This is a genomic window from Acidobacteriaceae bacterium, from assembly GCA_028283655.1.
Taxonomy (GTDB): Bacteria; Acidobacteriota; Terriglobia; order Terriglobales; family Acidobacteriaceae; genus Granulicella.
The window spans coordinates 3,058,694-3,078,054 of record JAPWKE010000003.1 but is presented as its reverse complement, the minus strand read 5'-3'; the positions used below and the strand labels follow the sequence as shown (position 1 = coordinate 3,078,054).

Here is a 19,361-nt window from a genome sequence, read left to right as displayed (position 1 = left end):
GCAGGCACTGCCTAACGCTTGATGAGGACCTCTATGTCGACTCCATACAACGTACGTCGCCTGCTTCGGACGACCGCCGCCAGCGCGCTGATCTTCTTCAGCGCCGTGGCTGGCAGCCAGGCGCAAACGGCCCGCCCCTCGCGTGTCGCAGCCATCAATAGCACCACGAAATTGCCCCTGAGCGGCAGCACCGCGCGCATGCTCGCGGGCGCAGCCGACGCAGGACGCCTGCCCGGCAGCACGCAACTTACCTCGCTCATGCTGCAGTTCTCGCTCTCCTCCACGCAGCAGGCTGATCTCGATCAACTGCTCCTCAGCCAGCATGATCCGAAGTCAGCTCAGTACCACCAGTGGTTGACGCCTACGCAGTTCAACGAACGCTTCGGCATCTCCGATGCGGACCTCGCACGTGTCACGGCGTGGCTGCAGTCGCAGGGCTTCTCGATCGTAGAGGCAAGTCCGATGCGCGTGCAGTTCTCCGGCACGTCGTCGCAGGTGGAAGCGGCCTTTAACACCCAGCTGCACCAGTACACCACCGCCGACACCACCTACTTCGCAAACTCCACCGAGATCTCGCTGCCTGCAGCGTTGAACGGTGTGGTCAGCGATGTCAACGGTCTGAACTCGCTGCGTCCGCACGGCAATCACATCAAGTATGGTGGCTCGACGACACCGAAAAGCACGCAGATGTCGCCCAACTACACTGCTGGTTCGGGCAATCACTACATGACGCCGGACGATGTTCGCACCATCTATAACGTCGCTCCGCTCTACACCGCTGGCTACACCGGTGCAGGGCAAACCATCGTGGTCGTCGGCCAGAGCGAGGTCGTCGCCAGCGATATCAGCGACTTCCGCAAGCTCTTCGGCGGCAATACGAATCTGCAGTTGACGCTCGTGCCGAGCACAGGTACCGCTACCTTCATCTCGGGTGATGAAGGCGAGTCTGATCTAGACATCGAATACTCAGGCGCCATCGCGAAGGACGCAACGATTAACTTCGTATACACCGGCACGAGTTCGAACGTCTTCACGGCGATCCAGTATGCCATCGTCAACGACCTCGCACCGGTCATCAGTGTGAGCTATGGCACCTGCGAGACCAGCCTTTCCACCACAACGCGCGCCAGCTACGACACGCTGTACCAGCAGGCCAATGCACAGGGACAGACGATCGTTGTTGCCTCCGGAGACTCCGGCGCAACGGGCTGCGATGCCTCCTCGAACACATCAGCTACGAAAGGTCTGGAGCTCCAGTTCCCGGGCGCTTCGTCCTACGTAACCGCCATTGGTGGAACGGAGTTCAATGAAGGCTCTGCAACCTACTGGAACAGCACCAATAACTCGGCCTACGGTTCAGCACTCTCGTACATCCCCGAAATGGTGTGGAACGATACCGTGGCCTCCGGCGGGCTCGCCGCTGGTGGCGGTGGTGCAAGCACCGTCTACACCAAGCCCTCATGGCAGGTGGCGACAGGTGTTCCTGCCGATGGCAAGCGCGACACACCGGACATCTCGCTGGACTCGGCCAGCGCGCATGATCCGTACTTCTACTGCACCAGCGCGTACAGCGCGTCGACTTCCTGCGCTGCGGGTTCCACATACTATGCAGGCGGCACTTCGTTTGCAGCGCCGATCTTTGCAGGCATCCTCACCATTTATAACCAGGCCACCGGTGCGGCAGGCCAGGGCAACTTCAACACCACGCTGTACCCGCTGTACGGCACGACGCCTTCGGCCTTCCACGACATCACGGTAGGCAACAACAACAGCCCCTGCACTTCCGGTAGCACCAATTGCCCGGCAGGCACCACGAGCATTGGCTATAGCGCCACCACAGGCTATGACCTCGCCACTGGCCTCGGTTCCATCGATGCCTACGTGCTGGCAACCGCTTTGCCGAAGTACGGCACAGGTAGCCAGCCCGTCATCTCCACCACGACGATCACTGCGTCCATCGCCAGCCCGTACCCGACGCAGAGCGTCACCTTCACTGCAACCGTGGCCTCGACCTCCACGGCTATTGCGGGTACGGTGCAGTTCTACGTCGATGGAACTGTGAGCGGAACGCCGGTCACCATCGCCAACGGCACGGCAACCTCGGCGGGACTCACCCTGGTCGCTGGTGTTCATAACGTCACCGCCGTCTACAGCGGCACGACCGGCATCGCGGCCTCCACTGGCGCGGCGGCAATCACGGTGCAGGCACCGGCGGCGAGCAACACCATCGTCACGCTGCTCTCTGCGAACCCGAACACCACAACCAACGTTTCGGTCAGCGCGACCGTTAACGCAACAACGGCGAGCGCAGTCAGCGGCACGGTGCAGTTCACCGTAGACGGCACGGCCCTCAGCACTCCCACCACCATCACCAACGGTGTAGCGACGGTTGCGCTCGGGCAGCTCGCTGCAGGCAAGCACATTATCCTCAGCACGTTCGCTGGCAATACCTCGCTCGCAGCCTCCAGCGGATACCTTGCCTTTACGGTATCGGACGGCAGCGCAAGCACGATTGCGCTCAGCATCAATCCCACCGCCCCGACTACTGCCAGCAAGGTCACCGCGACGGCAGTTCTCGCCGCTACGGCAACCGGCACGGTTCAGTTCTCTGTCGATGGCACCGCTGTAGGCGCTGCTGCGGCTGTTGTGAACGGATCGGCTGCTGCATCCCTCAGCACTCTCACCGCAGGAACACACACCATTATGGCCACCTATTCGGGAGACGCAGCCTTCGGCTCGTCCAGCTCCTCCATCAGCACGAACGTCGTTTCCACAGCGTCTGCCTTCACCCTTAGCGCGACCAACGTCACGCTGGGCTCCAACACGCAAGCGGCTTCGACGGTCAACGTTACCTCTGTAAGCACCTACGCCGGAACGGTTGGGTTGACGGTCACGGGCTCGGTGCCGAGCGGAGTTTGCTATGCCATCGGCAGCAATCCTTCGGTCTCTGCAGCTTCTTCGGCAACGGCTACGGTCAACATCTACACCGGTACGAGCTGCACTTCGCACACCAACGCGAAGAGCATTCGGGTCGCAGGCTTCGGCACAACACATAGCGGAGTGGGCATCGTCCTCACGCTGTTAGCGGTCTGCGCTGCGGGTTTGATGTTCCGCCGTAATCGCAACCTGGCTGGTCTGGCATGCGCGCTGATGCTGCTCGCAGGCTTGGCTTCCATCACCGGCTGCTCGGACTCCGGCTCAGGTACGAAGTCCATTGCAGGAACCTACACCCTAACGGTAAATGGCGTAGATACGACGACTGCGAGCAACACGGCATCGACAACACTCACGCTCACTATCCAGTAACAACAACCGAAGTAAAAACCCGCAGCGCTCCGTCATCACGATGGAGCGCTGCGGGTTTTTATTTGAGGCCAATGAATCTGCGAGCCCGGAGACGCGGCGGCCGGTCAAGGTGGAGATTCTGAGCGAGCGGAAGATAGCTCGTGGCTGTCAGCTCGGATCACGAGTTTTCCTGCTTCTTTCTCCGAGCAGAAAAATATTCCCAATTTGGGTTGACGCCTGTTGCGACGCGCATATACAGTTCCGCTCGCGATAAAAACTGTATTTCACAGGTCAACCAATATGTTCACAGTTAAAAATAAAGTGACTGCTCGCTTTACGGCTTTCCCCCTTGCTCTCCTCTTCGTTCTGTTCCTCACCTGCGGTTCTGCATGGGCGCAGCGAATTACTGGAACGCTCATTGGGACGGTGACGGATACGACCGGCGCTGTGATCCCCAATGCCAACGTGACCGTGACGAATCAGGACACAGGTATCGCGCGTGTCGTTCAGTCCAGCGCAGGTGGTGAGTATCGCGTCGAACTGTTGCAGATTGGCAACTATACGGTTCACTTTGAGGCGCAGGGATTTCAGAAGTATGAGCAGAAGAACCTGTCCGTATCGGTGAATCAGCAGGCGACACTCGATGTTTCTCTAAAGCCCGGATCGAACTCCGAGATGGTTACGGTGACGGATTCTCCGCCGCAGATCACGCTTGAGAATGCGACTGTGAGCAGGACCATAGGGACCACGGAAATTGAATCTCTCCCTGTCGTGGATCGAAGCGGCTACAGCCTGTTGACGCTGGTTCCAGGCGTTCAGAGCAACACCTTTGGCAATACGCTCGGCTTTCCGCAGCAAGTGGTCCAGATCAACGGAAGCACCATTCAGAACAATACGGGCAACGTCAGCTACTACCTAGACGGCGGCCTGAATATGACCTCGCTGCGCATGACGGGCAACCCTCTGCCGAACATGGAAGCGCTGGCCGAGGTCAACGTTGAGACCAGCAACTACAGTGCGTCATACGGCCGTATGTCGAGCGGCGTTGTGAACGCTGTGACGAAGTCTGGAACAAACGTATTTCATGGTTCGGTCTACGAGTTCCATCGCGAGACTAACTTTGCAGCCAACCCATGGCGCAGCACGACGCGCAGCCCACTGCATCGCAACATCTTCGGCGGTGTGCTGGGCGGCCCTGTCATTCGCAACCGTACGTTCTTCTTCTTTGACTACTCAGGTTTGCGGAGCGTCTCACCGACAAACTTCAGCAGCGGCATTCTTCCTACCGCAGCTCAATTAGGGGGCGACTTCAGTGCATATTTGCCTACTGGGACGATCACCTCGTGCGCCCAGACTGTCTCTGCTGCGGACAAGGCTGCGGGCAAGTTCATCCTCTGCAATCCGACAACGCGCCTGCCCTACGCGAACAACCGGATTACGGATCCACTCGATCAGGTGGCAAAGAACATCGTGGCGGCACTTCCGGCAGCTACCAATCTGGCCGACCCGCTGGCTCCTCGCTATGTCGGCAGCCAGAGCTACGCTTCGCACTACAACGAGTACATGGGGAAGATCGACCATCGGCTTACGGACAAGCAGACCATCCGCGGTTCGTGGTTCTACCTCAAGGGTTTGAATAACATTCAGGCTGGCTCCGGCTCGATTCCGTGGTCGACGCAGGCGCAGGACTACACGGTACATGTCATCAACCTGAGCCACACCTACACGCTCTCGTCGAACAAGGTCGATCAGACCTGGGTCTCGTACACGCGCAGCATCGGCGGCCGTATCAACAATCCGTCCAAGGACCTTAGCTCTTTCGGATCGTCCTTCGCCATTCAGGGACGTCCCAGCCTGCCCAACATCGGCGTCACCGGCTACTTCACGCTGACGAACGCAATCGACGGGCCTACAGCCGGTACAAATTTTTACTCGCTGCGGAACCTGTTCATCTGGAATAAGGGTTCGCACTCGCTCTCTATTGGTGGTGAGGCGTCTCTGAATAAGGACGTGCAACAGACGGACCTGAACAATTACGGCACGTTCACGTTCACCTCCAGCACTTCGGCGCGTACGGGTAATGCGATGGCTGACTTTTTACTCGGTCGAGCGAACGCGCAAACTCAGGACGCCCCTGTTACCGCGATCGATAACTCGTTCTACTATGCTCTCTTCCTTCAGGATGACTGGCGTGCCACGCGTCGTCTAACCATCAACGCAGGCCTGCGCTGGGACGTACAGACTCCGCCTACCGATCCGCAGAACAAGGAAACCACATACATCTCCGGTGGCCCGCAGTCTGTGGTCAACCCTGTCGCGCCGAAAGGCTTGCTGTTCCCCGGTGACCCAGGCATCACGCGCGGCATCGTGCCCATTGCTTTCCAGCACTTTTCTCCGCGCCTCGGCCTTGCCTGGGACCCCTTTGGCAACGGCAAAACCGCTATTCGCGCGGCTGGCGGTCTCTTCTGGGGAGGCGTTTCCGGCAACCAGTGGAACGCAACCTCGAACTACTATCCCTACACGCTCCGCTATACCTTCGGTGTCCCCGGCACGTTGACGAACCCTTACCTCAACACACCCTCGCCGTTCCCCTTCAGCTACACGCCTGGGCAGATCTCGGCGGCACCTGCCGGAACGAGTCTGCAGGGTATTGCCACTAACTTCCGCTGGCCGTTTACGTACCAACTCACCGCCTCCGTTCAGCAGCAGTTGAGCAACACGACGGCGATCACCATTGCTTACATCGGCTCGCTGAACCGCGCACTCTCGTATGGGACGGACATGAACTATCCCATCTTCAACACGGCAACTCCGACGGCAAATACGACAGCGAACGTGAATACTCGGCGCCCCATCGCGGGCCTCGGCGTGATCAACGAGATGGGCGGTGCCGTGAACAATCAGCCAATGAGGGCCACCTCCAACTACAACGGCATGCAGATCTCTTTCTCGCAGCGCATGAAGGCGGGCATCAGCGTCAACGGCTACTACACCTGGTCGAAGACGATGGCCAGCGCAAACCTGGACAACAGCACCATCTCCGTTCAGGACCCCAACTTCATGTCACTCGAGAAGGGGCCATCTTCCAACGACCAGCGCAGTGTCTTCGTCGCCGCTGTTATCTGGAAGCCGAACTACGTGACCGGGAATAAGATCGCACGGCTTGTCTTCAACGGCTGGACCGTCTCCCCGATCATCAAGCTCGCCAGCGGAACACCCTTCACCATCACGACGGGCCTCGACAACAATCAGGACGGCGTCACAACGGATCGTCCGAACCTGATCGGCCTGCCCTACGACCCAACAACCCTGAGCGGAAGCCACACGGGAACTATCAAGTACTTCAACAGTGCCGCGTTCTGCAGCTACAGTACCACCACCCCGACGGCCTGCCCTGGCGTAGGCCCCAGTGGGTCTGACGGTACGGTGCAGCGTAACGGTTTCTGGGGCCCGGGATCGAAGAATGTCGACATGGCAATCATCCGTGACTTCCCGGTCTATCGCACGCTCAAGTTCCAACTGCGCGGCGATGCCACGAACGTCTTCAACTTCGTCAACCTCAGCAACCCCACTGCCACGCTCAACTCGCCCACGGTTGGTGTCATCAACTCGGCTTCTGCGATGCGAGTGATCCAGGTTGGTGGCCGGTTGTTCTTCTAACACAGCGTTTTCATCTGGTCTGACTGGAGGCAGTGCAGCGGTGCACTGCCTCCGTTTTTTATCTGTAGCTTTTTATTGCCGGACAGTCTAAGGACGAGTACGTCCGGAGTCCTGATATGTCTTGAGTAACGCAGTCAGGTGGGCCACGATCTCCGGATGTTTGTCCCACACGTTCCACTGCTCGCGTGGGTCGGTCCGCAGGTTATAGAGCTGCCCCTGCACTCCACCTACGACGGGCTCCACCAGGCGAGGCTCGGTGAAGCCACCACTGCCAAGCCCAAGCTCCAGCTTCCAGTCGCCTTCACGGATAGTGAACATGCCGGAGATCGAGTGGTCGACGATCGTTCTCCGTATGGTGGCGTGCGGCTTGTGCAGTAACGCCGGCATCAGGTTGAAGCTGTCTTCGCCCGCGTTCTCAGGCAGCTTCTTCTGCAGCAGCGCCGCCAGCGTGCCCATCAAGTCGGTGAGCGATCCCGTTTCGTTGCAGACAGTATTTGCAGGGATGTGCTGGGGCCAGCGTGCAAGAAACGGGATGCGATGCCCGGCCTCCCAGATGTCCGCCTTCTCGCCTCGCCATTCGCCGTTTGCTCGGTGCGGGTAGCGGTCGATGTCGGCTGGCTTCCAGTCGGCTCCGTTATCGCTGGTCATCATGACGAGCGTGTTCTCCGTCAATCCGGCATCGTCGAGCGTCTTTAGCAGCTTGCCGATCATGGCGTCGACCTCCACTACATAGTCGCCATAGTCGCCCGCGCGGCTCTTGCCCTTGTACTCCGGCAGAGGAACCCATGGAGTATGCGGCGACGGTAGTGCGAAGTACAAAAAGAACGGCTCAGGCTGCTTTGCCCGCTGCTCGACCAGCGTGCAGGCCTTGGCGGTCAGCGTCGGCAGCACCTGCGGAATCTCAAAGTGTTCGGCCCGCATACCGGCGCGCCAGAACGCTCCGCGCGGCTCGCGGCTGCCTGGCTCTGCAACGGTTGCAGGCTCGACGACGTGATCGTTCTCGAAGTAGACATAAGGCGCCATGTCGAGTGATGCGGGGATGCCGAAGTAGTAGTCGAAGCCGCAGGTCGAAGGCCCTGGAGTAAGCGGTTTGCTGTAATCGGTCTTGGCTTCATTGCCCAGCCCCAGATGCCACTTCCCGACACCCATGGTGTAGTAGCCGGAGTCCTTCAGCATCGAAGGTACGGTCATGCGGCCGTCCTCAATCAGCATGGGGGAGTCGCCGTTCAGGACGCCCTTCTTTAGTCGCGAGCGCCAGCAGTAACGCCCGGTCAAAATGCTGTAACGGCTCGGCGTGCAGACCGCTGAAGAGGCGTGCATATCGGTAAAGCGCATGCCCTGCGTCGCCAGGCGGTTCAGGTTCGGTGTCGGGATGGCGGAGTGTTCGTTATAGACGTCAATGTCTCCCCACCCAAGATCGTCGGTGAGGATGTAGAGGATGTTCGGCTTGCGTCCTGTACCTACGGCGGCTTCGAGCCCACCGGTAAGCATCAACGTCGAAAGCGCACCCAGACCCGAGCAAAAGCCGCGACGGCTGACGGGAAATGGCATAGTTCTACCTCGTGTTCTGCGCCGCAAAAGAATCGCGGGCAGATACTTTTACATGAGAAAAACTTGTTTTGGCAATGAATTTGTGCCGCGATTTGGAATCTATCTCAGCCCGTGCTGTACTCTGTTGGTCTTATGAGTGCTGTTCGTTCCGGTTCCCGAAAAACTGTCGCGCGCGTGGCGAGCAAGACCAAGCCCGAGCAGAACTACGCCGTTCCTGCCCTTGAAAAAGGGCTTGATGTGCTGGAGCTTCTGGCACGTCAATCAGAGGGGCTTACCAAGAGCCAGCTTGCGCGCGAACTGAACCGCACGGTCTCTGAGATCTTTCGTATGCTCGTATGCCTGGAGCGACGCGGGTACATCGCGGCGGTCGATGAGGAGCGGTACACCCTTACCCTCAAGCTCTTCAAGCTGGTGCAGCAGCATCCTCCTACCGAGCGTCTGATTGTTGATGCGCTGCCGATCATGAACCGGTTGGCGATCGACACACGGCAGAGCTGCCATCTCGGCGTGCTGGAAGGTGGCCAGGTCGTCATTGTGGCGCAGACCAACGCGCCAACGAACACGGGCTTCTATGTGAAGCTCGGTTCGCAGGTGGACATGATGGAAGCGGCCAGCGGCTATGTCATCCTTGCTCGCCAAAGCCCCGAAGTGCGCGCCAGCATGATCGAGGAGTGGACGCAGCGTTCAGGCAAACGCGCCCCTGCAGACCTGAACAGCCACCTCGACCGCATTCGGAAGGCGGGTTATGAGAAGCGTGCCAGTTACACCGTGAAGGGCATCATCAACATCAGCTACCCCGTTCTCGACGATCGTGGCGTCGCGCTCGGTGCACTGACTGTTCCGTACATCCAACACAGCGAGTCGCCCATGGAGCTTCCCCAGATAATCGAACGCCTGCGAAAAGCGGCCGGAGAGATCACGGCCGCTATGGGTGGACGTCTGGACCCTGCTTAGTACGGGCTACTTCTCTTTTTCTTCTGGCTCATTGGCCTCGACCCACTGCATCTTGCCTTCGCCGTAAGCCGTCAGGGCGGCGATGCCAAAACGATGCTTGCCTGCGGGAATGTTGTCCAGCGTCATGAAGGTGACGTGGCGGCCTTCGAGCGAGACGATTCTATGGCCGGTAAGGACATGCTTGTGCTCGGCGTCATCCACTGCGACTACGACGCCAAGTAGCTCTTCGCCATTCTCGGTCGGCATTCCAAAATGTATGCTCGCACGGCTGCCTTCGGTCAGTACGCGCAGATGCTGCATCGGCCCCGGGAGAGCAGATGCCTTGGCAGCCCGCTCAATCCGCCTTGAAGGCAACGAGGGAACGCTCGCTCCGGCAGCGTTGATCGCCGTGACGGTGAAGGTGTGCGGTGCCCCTGGTGTGTGCAAAGGAAGTTTCGCATAAGCCAGTGTCGTGAACTCTCTTGCCGTCAGCTCTGTCGAGCTGCCGTCATCCGCACTCACGCGATAGCTCAGGATGCGGCTTCCGCCATCATCCACCGGCGGCCGCCAGCTTACATAGGCGGTGTCGCCTGCAATAAATCCTGTCACCGACGACGGTGGTACTGCTGGCCGCAGCGGCATGGGCGACTTCAACAGATCACGAAACGGAGCCTCAAGCCCTGCCTTCGCCAACACAGCAGCAGGCACCTGTGTGAGCGAAGTGATCAGGTGATTGCCGCGTTCAACAACGTTCTTCGTATCGTTGTCGTGGTCGCCCTGCTCCCACCAGTTATCGAGCACCGCGATGGGGTCAAACATCTCACCCTTTTGCCCATCGTAATAATCCTTGTGTCGCGAGCCCCAGTTATCGAAGTTCGTATGAAAGACCACGTTGCCGCTGTAGGTAATCATCGCGGAGCCATTATCGGAGTACATGGCATGCCCGGTCGACACCTGCTCGTCGATCACGTTACCGGTCACGCGCTCGCCATCGGCCAGCGTTTCGCCCGTGCGTCCCTGCGTGTAAATGCCACCGCCATCCGCCAACTGCATCATTAGCTGCGAGATGCGGTTGTACTCGATTACATTTCCGGTGGAGCGGTTAGCCACTCCTGGCAGCTCGATCTTGTCTCCCCATCCTCCCCAACCGATTGAGATGGCGGCGTAGGGGACGCGTTCGATATGGTTGTGCGCAATGCGCGTGTAGCGGGCATAGCCTACAACGATCGGTATACCGCCGCGGAACTCAGCGCCGACGTTCGTGAACAGGTTGTTCTCGATACGGTTGCGAATCGCGAACTCTGCATCCGTAGCTTCGGGTGTGTCGACATCTCCCAGCGCGACGCCGTTGCCGGAGATATCGGTAAAGCGACAGCCTTCGACCAGGTTGTCATGGGATCCGCGCATCAGCGAAAGTCCGGCTGCACCCAGGTGCGTAAAGCTGTCGCGCTCAAAGTGAACGGCGTGAGCGTAGGTGGCACGCACGTTGGCGGGCTCTGGCGTCCACGCGGCAAACGGGCACGTGCCGCCGGGGACAAGTGTGCAAAGAGCTTGTTTGGCGGCTCCGTCAGCGCCCGTAACGCGGAAGTTTGCCTGAATCTCCGAGAAGCCCTCTGGTGTGTTGGGGCTCTGCCAGTTTGCATAGGCAAACGTGATGCCGCGAACCGTAACGTTCTCGACCGGTGCAGCAGCGGTTCCATCAAGACTCAGCAGTGTGTCGAGAGCAGGAACCTCTACGTCAGCATGGGCAAGCTCTTCGCCCTTTCGCGGCGTGTAGTAAATCTTCCGGCTCGAGGGATCGGCATAAAACTCTCCGGGACGGCCCAGCAGCTCGTACGCATTCTCGATCGTCACGGGATGCTTGCCTACGCTGGCTGGCCCTACAAGATTGGCGGAGCGCTTTCCGTTGGGCAGCATCACGCGCTTGGTGGAGTTCGTCCAGCACGGCTCTGCCATGGTGATTTTCTTGCCTTCAATGCTGGCGACCGGGCAGCGCGGCTCCGTCCATGCTCCCAGTCCAACGCTGGACTCTCCCCACACCGCATTGCCGCCGGTATACACCATCTCCAGCGCGGAGGGATTATGCCACGTCGAGAGTACGTCTGAGGACGCTTCGTATCCTGTGGCGGTCATCGTCAGCGTAACTGGGAGGCGGCCGCGAGTGCGCGTGGCGCGAACACCGTTCACGTAGATCTGCCTGGGCAAAGCAACACCGGCGGGCAGCGTCGCGCTCCAGCGACCGGCAACCGCATCGGCCTTCCATCCTGTCACCTGGACGCCTCCACTGATCGTCACCGCGGCCATGCCGGAGCCGATGAGCTTCAGCCCGGAATCCTCTGCTGTAAGCACTACAGGCTGGGTGAGCCTGTACGTGCCGGGTTGTAGATGTACCTCATGCTTGCCTGCATGGCGAGACTTCCGAACCGCGGCATCGAGCGTCTTTAACGGTGCCGTGCGTGTTCCGCTGGCGCTGTCTTTGCCGTTGGGTGCAACGAAGATCTGAGCACTTGCAGCAGAGGCAACGCTGGCGAGTAAAGCGATGGAAACGATAGATGTTGAACGCACGAATTTGTCCCTTCGGGAATCTGGCTGTTTATCTCTGTAACGGTGCTTACTGAGTAAGCGCTTTTTCAATGCCTGCTTCGGCAAGTGGTTCCATCACGGCGTAGCCTGCATCGTTCGGGTGCACGGCGCCATCGGTCGTCAGCTCCGCCTTCATGCCGCCCTCGGGGTTTACCAGCGGTGAGTAGTAATCGACATAAACAGCGCCTTCGTCTTTCGCAAACTGCTTCAGCCACACATTGAACGTGCGGATGTCCGCCGAAGCGTTGATCCCTGGGTGCCAGCCAAAGCGTGTCGCTGGCAGGACGGAACACAGCACCACGCGAACGTGCGCGGCTTTTGCCAGAGCTACGATCGCGCGAAAGTTGTCCTGCATTTCGGAGGGCAGCTCGGGGCCATTATTCTGCGCGAAATCATTCGTCCCGGCGAGAAGAACGACGACCGCAGGATGCAGTGCCAGCACGTCTTCTTCGAAGCGTACGAGCATCTGTCCGGTGGTCTGGCCGCTGATGCCGCGGTTGATGTAGTGCTTCTCCGGAAAGAACTTTCCATGCCGTCGTCCCCAGGCGTCTGTAATGGAATCACCCAGGAAGACCACGCGTTTTTCTCCCGCTGCAGCAGCGGGTAGGGACGCGTTCTCCGCACGATACCGCCCGAGCTGTGGCCAGTCCTGCAGCTTGGCCTGCATGCGCTCGATCTGCTTCGGTGTCAGTGCTGTGGGTGCAGGATCGACAGTGCTTGCAGCAACAGGTGCTGGCGTCGTGGTGCTCCCTGTCTGGGCTGTCGCTGCCGTAGCCAGCAACGTGAATGCGATGGCGAAAGCCTTCATAGTCACTACTCTCTTTCTGTTCCTAAAGCCATGGACTTCGATTTGCGAAGAGCTCCGAAGCTGTAAATGGCGATCGCGATATAGCAGGCAAACACCACGGCATAGCCTGCGGCGTAGTGGCCCATCCGGTGCGCAATCCAGCCGAAGAGCGGCGGCACAATCGCTCCTCCGACAACGGACATCACGAGCAAGGAACTGGCCAGCTTGGTCTGCTCCCCCAGCCCGCGTATCCCCGTCGCAAAAGATCGTTGGGTACATGATCGACATGAAGAAGCTTGTAAGAATAAGCGCCCCGACCCCTACTGGCCCTGGCATCATGCACGCCACCAGTACGAGCAGCGTGTTCAGCAACGCATAAACGCCCATCATCGACGTCGCGCCAATCCAGCGCATGAGGCCCGTTGAGATGAATCGACCCAGCGTTAGCGCGATGAGATTGCCGGTCAGCAGCAGCCCGGCTTGCCGCTCGCTCAGGCGTGTGTACTCCGTTACATAGGGGATGAACGCTGACCACGTGGCGATCTGTGCGCCGCAGTAGCAGAACTGCGCCACCATCGCGGAGCGTATCTGTTTGCGTTGCAGCAGTTCAAGCAGCATCGGCAGAATGTTCTGCATCCCTGCGCTCTGTTCATCGCCGCGAGAGGCTGGCAGCTGTATCTTCCAAAGCACCGCCGCCAGCAACAGCACAACGCATCCGAGCGTCGCGTACACCGGCACGACGCGCATTAGCTCCGTATGCAGATACGCAGCGTACGTGCCTCTGTGCGTCATCTCCACTACGGCAGCAGGACTCAGCTTGATGTCGGAGAAGATAACAAACGTTCCCAGCAGAATGCCTGTAATGGAGCCCGCTGGATTGAACGCCTGCGCAAAGTTCAAACGGCGTTCTGCTGTAGACGCAGGTCCTGCTCCCGCGATAAACGGGTTGGAGGCTGTTTCGAGCGTCGCAGATCCGCAGCCGACGAAGAACAACGCCGTAAGCATCAGCGAATAGCGACTCGCAATCGCCGCTGGCCAGAAAAGCAATGTACCAACGCCGAAGAGCACGAGCCCCAGCAGCATGCCGCGCTTATATCCCCAGCGCTGCATGGCGATCGCCATCGGCAGCGCCATACAGAAGTATCCGAGGTAGACCGAGGTCTGCACCAACTGCGCTTCGAAGGGAGAAAGTTCAAACGCCTTGCGAAACTGCTGCACCAGAATATCGGTCAGGTTGTTGGACATGCCCCACAGAAAGAACAGAAGAATTACCAGCCCGAAGGCTACGGCATATCCCCGAGGGAAGATGGCTTCGTCGCTGGCCGCTGGTCTGTGGTCCTTTTGAGGCAACATCGCAGTATTCACGCGACCACCTCGGTCTTGCCGCTCAGCACCTGAGACAATCCATAGATCTCGATAGCGGTTCTGCCAAAGATGACGGATTTTTCCTCTGCGCTGAAAGTTGAGAAGTAGCTTTCTAGCGTTTGCCACCATCGCTCGTATGAAGAGGCCAGCAGGCACACCGGCCAGTCAGAGCCAGCGATCAATCTTTGCGGACCGAACGCTTCCACGCACACGTCGAGGTACGGTCGCAACTGATCCTCCGTCCAGCTCGTCCACGGAGCCTCGGTCGCAAGTCCCGAGATCTTGCAGGCAACGTTGCTGCGCTTTGCAAGCTCGCGAAGATCTGTAGCCCACGGTTCAAATTCTCCGCTGCGTATCCTCGGCTTGCCTGCGTGGTCCAGTACGAAACGCTGTTGCGGATGTCGATCTGCCAGACGTGCTGCTTCCTGCATCTGGTCAGCTCGCAGAATCAGGTCAAAGCTCAACGAAGCCTCTGTCAATGCCGCGATCCCATGATCGATACTGCTCTGATCGAGAAATCCTTGTGCCTTGCTCTGTGTCATCTCGCGAACTCCAACAAAAAGCTCGTCTGCGCGAAACCGTTCGAGTGCAGCGTCAAACTCTGACGATCCCAGCGGCAGCCAACCCACCACGCCATAGATCCAGGCAGATGTGTGGGCCGCAGTCAGCAGCATCTCGGTCTCTTCGATGGACTCGCGAGCCTGCACCGCAATCGCGCCCTCTATTTGGAGCCTGCACAACTCTTCGCCAAGCTGTGCAGGTGTAAAGTCCTGCCGTAGAACCTGCATCGTCTCATCAATCCACGGGTACTCCTTCTGGCTGTATCGCCAGAGATGATGATGTGCGTCGATGCGTGGTGTTGGCATTGATCAGGCCGATTCAAGAACGATGTTGGAGTAAGGCGCAGTTCCTGCTGTACGAATCAATCCGATAGCAGCAGGCACGCGACGCTTGAGTTCGATATGCGGTTCAAAGTGGACAGAAGGAACAAGCTGCCTGTACCGCTCCACTACGGCCGCCTCGTTGTGCAGCGGAAACTCCTTCGCCATCCACGCCTTGCCCACGACGAAAACCTCAACCAGCGCACGCAACACATCTTCGACTCTTGGTTGATCGTCCACCAGCGCGATGTCGACCGTCTCGATGCCCGGCCAGAAAGGGAAGCCGCGGTCGGCGATGACGAGCGTATTCGTGTGGCGAACACGACTAATCAGCGAATTGATCTGAGGGTTGAGGATTCCGCTACGCAGCATAAAATTCCTCCTGCGTTATGCGATGGCGCGCGTCGTATTGCGAAGCGTGCCAATCTTCTCGATCTCGATGACCATCTCTTCGTCTGGCTTCAGCCAGCGTTGTGGAGTGCGTCCAAGGCCTACGCCCGGAGGCGTTCCCGTGCTGATCACGTCTCCGGGCTGCAGCGGAACAATGCTCGAAAGGTAAGCGATGAGCTCCGGTATGCGGAAGATCAGGTCGCGCGTATTGGCCTTCTGCATCACCTCTCCGCTCAGGGTGAGCTTGATGCCAAGCTCATGCGGATCGCCGATCTCGTCCGCCGTTACGATCCACGGTCCCATCGGCGTAAAGGTAGGAAAGCTCTTGCCCAGGTTCCACTGCGACGTGGCTAGCTGAACGCCACGCGCGCTGACATCGTTCAAAATGGTGTAGCCAAAGACGTGCTGCTCCCAGTCTTCAGCCGCGATCCTGTGTCCTCCCTTGCCGATGACCACGGCAAGCTCGGCTTCATAATCCGGCTGCGTCGCATTTGGCGGCAACAGTACATCGGTGTCCGGGCCGGTGATCGACGACGTCAGCTTGAGGAACACCGTCGGCACAGCCTGCACTGCCATCTTTGACTCTGCCGCATGCTCGCGATAGTTCAGGCCAATGCCAAATACGTTCGGTGGTTGCTGCATCGGGGCGAGAATCTTCACCGCATCAAGAGCTACAGTGCGATCTGTAAACACCGGTGCTGAGCCTGACTTGATGTGTGCGAGCACACCATCGTCGCCTGCATCCTGCAGCACGCGAATCTGAGCTGCTTCTACAACTCCCGCTTCTACGCGGCCATCTTCATGGACAAATCGAACAAGCTTCATCGAACGGCTTCCTTCTCTGTTTCGTGTGTTTCGTTGGACCATGCGGCGCCGCGGGGAAAAGCATACTCTTCAAGCGACTCTGCATGAATCTCGGCACTGTAACCGGGTTTTTGTGGAACAAGATAGCTTCCACGGCGAATGCGAACAGGGTCCACAAAGTGTTCGTGGAGGTGGTCGACATACTCGATCACCTTGTCTTCCAGCGAGCAGGAGACGCTGAGGTAATCGAAGATCGACAGGTGCTGCACATACTCACAAAGCCCAACTCCACCCGCATGGGGACACACCGGAACGCCGAACTTCGCCGCCATCAGCAGGATGGCCAGGTTCTCATTCACGCCGGCTACGCGGCAGCTATCGATCTGGCAAACATCAATCGCTCCAGCCTGCAGCAGTTGCTTGAACATCACGCTGTTCTGGCAATGCTCTCCGGTCGCGATTCGCACCGGCGCGGCCTCGCGGCGAATGCGCGCATGTCCCAGAATGTCATCGGGGCTCGTCGGCTCTTCCATCCACCAGGGTTCCAACTCGCTGAGTGATCGCGTACGTGCAATCGCTTCGTCCACACCCCAGCGCTGGTTGGCATCCACCATCATCTTGTTGTCCCAGCCAATTTCTTCGCGCACGATGTGTCCGCGGCGCAGATCATCGGCCGCTTCGCCGCCAACCTTCAGCTTGAACCGCGTCCACCCATCGGCAAGGCCTTCGCGACACAGGCGACGGATCTTCTCATCGCTGAAGCCGAACCATCCTGCCGAAGTGGTGTACGCCGGATAGCCCTGCTCTTCGAGTAGCTGCAGGCGTTCGGCCTGTCCTGCCTTCCCCTTGTGCAGCAACTCGAGAGCTTCCTCCGGGGTGATCGCGTCGGCGATGTAGCGAAAATCAATCGCGCGCACAATCTGTTCCGGGGACATATCGGCCAGCAGCTTCCACACTGGTTTGCCTTCGACCTTGGCATAGAGGTCCCACACCGCATTGATCAGCGCCGCGCAAGCCAGGTGGATCACGCCCTTCTCCGGTCCAAGCCAGCGGAACTGCGTGTCGCCTGTGATCTGCAGAAAGAAGCCGTTCAGGTTGTCCGTAATTTCATCGAGACGACGCCCACGCGCAAACCGCGAAAGGTACTCGAGGGCATGAACGCAAAGCTCCGTGCCACGTCCCAGCGTGAAGGTGAGGCCGTGTCCCGCGACTCCGCTATCGGTCTCAAGAATGCAATAGGCAGCCGAGTAGTCGGGATCTTTGTTCACAGCATCAGAGCCGATGTGGTGACGCGACGTAGGAAAGCGCAGGTCGATGACACGTACGTCGGTAATGGTTACAGGCTTCATCTTTCCTCGTGAAGGCTTGCGGCCGTAGCACACTATTTTGCTTGTGTGCCTTTCAGCGGGAATTGTAGGCAGCCTGAAAGATTTTCGTCAATGAAATTTATATTGCGCAAGCGGAAATAATTGTTCAACCCGTGCCGTATGTATTTCGCCAGAGAAAATTGAATTGCGTATTTGACAAACGCAATTCTCCACGCGTAGAACTCTAGCCTGTTTCCAGAGGAGCTTCTTTTGCCCGACCTCCGTAACAAACACGCTCTCGTCACTGGCGCTGCAAGTGGCATCGGATTCGCTATTGCCAAGCTCTTCAGCGAGGCTGGCGCGTCGGTAACCTTCCTTGATCTGGACGCAGAGAAAGCAAGCGGGGCCGCCGCTGGTTTCGCCAACGCGCGCGGCCTGGGCTGCGACGTTGCCAGCGAGTCGTCCGTCGCGGCGGCATTTGCGGCTCATAACGCTCCACTCGATATCCTGGTCAACTGTGCAGGCATCGCTCACGTTGGCAATCTCGAGGGCACGGAAGCCGCAGATATGGAGCGGCTCTTCCGGGTCAATGTACTGGGCTCGTTCCTCTGCATGAAGGCTTCGCTCCCGCTCATGCGTCGTGCCGGAGGCGGCGTCATTCTGAACCTCGCCTCGATCGCTGCCACGCGTGGCATCAGCGACCGCTTTGCCTACTCCATGACCAAGGGCGCCGTTCTTGCGATGACGCTCTCGGCCGCAAAGGATTACCTCGGAGAAAATATTCGGGTGAACTGCATCTCTCCCGCCAGAATTCATACGCCCTTCGTGGACGGCTTCGTCACACGCAACTACCCCGGTCGCGAAGCCGAAAAGATGAAAGAGCTGGCAGCATCGCAACCCATCGGCCGCATGGGCACTCCGCAGGAGGTAGCAGAGCTGGCATTGTTTCTCTGCTCCGATCTCGGCTCGTTCCTTACCGGTGCGGATTATCCTCTGGACGGCGGCTTCTTCAATCTCCGCTAGGAGCACATCGTGGATCTTGGACTCAAAGATAAAGTGATCGTCGTTACCGGCGGTGGCGCAGGCATCGGTGAAGCGATCTCTCTGGCGTGCCTGCAGGAGGGCGCCAGGGTGGTGGTGGTCAGCCGCCGTTCGGCAAACGTGCAGGCGTTTCTCGAGAGGACCTCTCATGCCAGCTGCGACTTCTTCGAAGCCGACCTCGAAGAGGCGAGCGTATGTGAGCAAGCCATCAGCTTCGTCCGCGAGAGCTACGGCAGGCTCGATGGTCTGGTCAACAATGCGGGCGCGAACGATGGCATCAGCCTTAGCGAAGGTGACGCCGACCGTTTTCTGCTCAGCCTGAAGCGGAATCTGGTGCATTACTACGCGATGGCGCATCACGCACTTCCGCTTCTGAAGGAAAGTTGCGGCTCAATCGTGAACATCAGCTCCAAAGTTGCGTTGACCGGGCAGGGAGGTACCTCTGCTTACGCTGCTGCCAAAGGCGCACAGCTTGCTCTTACACGGGAGTGGGCCGCGGAGCTTTTGCCGTTCGGCATTCGTGTCAACAGTGTGCTCCCGGCAGAGGTGATGACGCCGCTTTACGCGCGTTGGATCGCTTCCACAGAAGACCCCGCAGCCTCACTGCAGAAGATCACTGACAAAATTCCGTTGGGCCACAGAATGACGGAAGGCTCGGAGATCGCGGCTGCTGTTGCCTTTCTGCTCTCCAACACCAAGTCAGGTCATACGACAGGTCAGCATCTCATCGTCGATGGCGGCTACACGCATCTCGACCGGGCACTTACCTAGAGC

At 58.9% G+C, this 19,361-nt stretch carries 12 protein-coding genes; 5 read left to right on the top strand and 7 right to left on the bottom strand.

Features of this window, described 5'->3' with window-relative positions:
* Nucleotides 1–33 precede the first annotated feature (33 nt).
* Both PW792_15695 and PW792_15690 read left to right on the top strand, forming a co-directional pair.
* Nucleotides 34–3,306 (top strand): Ig-like domain repeat protein, encoded by a 3,273-nt coding sequence (locus PW792_15695; GenBank protein ID MDE1163367.1) that lies wholly within the window; start codon nucleotides 34–36, stop codon nucleotides 3,304–3,306.
* A gap of 279 nt (nucleotides 3,307–3,585) precedes the next feature.
* Nucleotides 3,586–6,945: a carboxypeptidase regulatory-like domain-containing protein gene (locus PW792_15690; protein MDE1163366.1), complete on the top strand. Its 3,360-nt coding sequence runs from the start codon at nucleotides 3,586–3,588 to the stop codon at nucleotides 6,943–6,945.
* Between the two features lie 87 nt (nucleotides 6,946–7,032).
* Here PW792_15690 and PW792_15685 read toward each other — a convergent pair whose 3' ends face one another.
* Entirely contained in the window at nucleotides 7,033–8,496 is a 1,464-nt protein-coding gene (locus tag PW792_15685) for an arylsulfatase (protein MDE1163365.1), read from the bottom strand.
* Nucleotides 8,497–8,670: 174 nt separating this feature from the next.
* Between PW792_15685 and PW792_15680 the strand changes: the two genes are divergently transcribed.
* Nucleotides 8,671–9,450 carry an IclR family transcriptional regulator gene (locus PW792_15680; protein MDE1163364.1) on the top strand — a complete coding sequence of 260 codons (780 nt, stop codon included), beginning with the start codon at nucleotides 8,671–8,673 and terminating at the stop codon, nucleotides 9,448–9,450.
* A gap of 6 nt (nucleotides 9,451–9,456) precedes the next feature.
* Here the strand turns inward: PW792_15680 and PW792_15675 are convergent, their stop codons facing one another.
* Genes PW792_15675 through PW792_15650 form a run of 6 tightly spaced genes read right to left on the bottom strand, consistent with a single transcriptional unit; the run spans nucleotide 9,457 to nucleotide 17,588 of the window.
* A complete protein-coding gene (locus PW792_15675) occupies nucleotides 9,457–11,994 on the bottom strand; it encodes a right-handed parallel beta-helix repeat-containing protein (protein ID MDE1163363.1) in 2,538 nt (845 codons plus the stop codon).
* Nucleotides 11,995–12,040: 46 nt separating this feature from the next.
* On the bottom strand, nucleotides 12,041–14,152 hold the full coding sequence (gene fucP / locus PW792_15670; protein MDE1163362.1) for an L-fucose:H+ symporter permease: 2,112 nt from the start codon (nucleotides 14,150–14,152) through the stop codon (nucleotides 12,041–12,043).
* An 8-nt stretch (nucleotides 14,153–14,160) separates the two neighbouring features.
* Nucleotides 14,161–15,030: an amidohydrolase family protein gene (locus PW792_15665; GenBank protein ID MDE1163361.1), complete on the bottom strand. Its 870-nt coding sequence runs from the start codon at nucleotides 15,028–15,030 to the stop codon at nucleotides 14,161–14,163.
* A 3-nt stretch (nucleotides 15,031–15,033) separates the two neighbouring features.
* Complete coding sequence (locus tag PW792_15660) at nucleotides 15,034–15,417, bottom strand: RbsD/FucU family protein (protein MDE1163360.1); 384 nt, start codon at nucleotides 15,415–15,417, stop codon at nucleotides 15,034–15,036.
* Between the two features lie 15 nt (nucleotides 15,418–15,432).
* Nucleotides 15,433–16,260 (bottom strand): fumarylacetoacetate hydrolase family protein, encoded by an 828-nt coding sequence (locus tag PW792_15655; protein MDE1163359.1) that lies wholly within the window; start codon nucleotides 16,258–16,260, stop codon nucleotides 15,433–15,435.
* Nucleotides 16,257–17,588 carry an enolase C-terminal domain-like protein gene (locus PW792_15650; GenBank protein ID MDE1163358.1) on the bottom strand — a complete coding sequence of 444 codons (1,332 nt, stop codon included), beginning with the start codon at nucleotides 17,586–17,588 and terminating at the stop codon, nucleotides 16,257–16,259. Before PW792_15650 ends, PW792_15655 begins: the two co-directional genes overlap by 4 nt.
* A gap of 228 nt (nucleotides 17,589–17,816) precedes the next feature.
* Between PW792_15650 and PW792_15645 the strand changes: the two genes are divergently transcribed.
* Together PW792_15645 and PW792_15640 are read left to right on the top strand one after the other, a co-directional pair.
* Complete coding sequence (locus PW792_15645; GenBank protein ID MDE1163357.1) at nucleotides 17,817–18,569, top strand: SDR family NAD(P)-dependent oxidoreductase; 753 nt, start codon at nucleotides 17,817–17,819, stop codon at nucleotides 18,567–18,569.
* Between the two features lie 9 nt (nucleotides 18,570–18,578).
* Entirely contained in the window at nucleotides 18,579–19,358 is a 780-nt protein-coding gene (locus tag PW792_15640) for an SDR family oxidoreductase (GenBank protein MDE1163356.1), read from the top strand.
* Nucleotides 19,359–19,361: the final 3 nt, after the last annotated feature.

Bases quoted from the DNA above. Each gene is read 5' to 3' on its own strand.
- PW792_15695 (MDE1163367.1), top strand. From the start codon at position 34: ATGTCGACTCCATACAACGTACGTCGCCTGCTTCGGACGACCGCCGCC.
- PW792_15690 (MDE1163366.1), top strand. From the start codon at position 3,586: ATGTTCACAGTTAAAAATAAAGTGACTGCTCGCTTTACGGCTTTCCCC.
- PW792_15685 (MDE1163365.1), bottom strand. From the start codon at position 8,496: ATGCCATTTCCCGTCAGCCGTCGCGGCTTTTGCTCGGGTCTGGGTGCG.
- fucP (MDE1163362.1), bottom strand. From the start codon at position 14,152: ATGTTGCCTCAAAAGGACCACAGACCAGCGGCCAGCGACGAAGCCATC.
- PW792_15665 (MDE1163361.1), bottom strand. From the start codon at position 15,030: ATGCCAACACCACGCATCGACGCACATCATCATCTCTGGCGATACAGC.
- PW792_15660 (MDE1163360.1), bottom strand. From the start codon at position 15,417: ATGCTGCGTAGCGGAATCCTCAACCCTCAGATCAATTCGCTGATTAGT.
- PW792_15655 (MDE1163359.1), bottom strand. From the start codon at position 16,260: ATGAAGCTTGTTCGATTTGTCCATGAAGATGGCCGCGTAGAAGCGGGA.
- PW792_15650 (MDE1163358.1), bottom strand. From the start codon at position 17,588: ATGAAGCCTGTAACCATTACCGACGTACGTGTCATCGACCTGCGCTTT.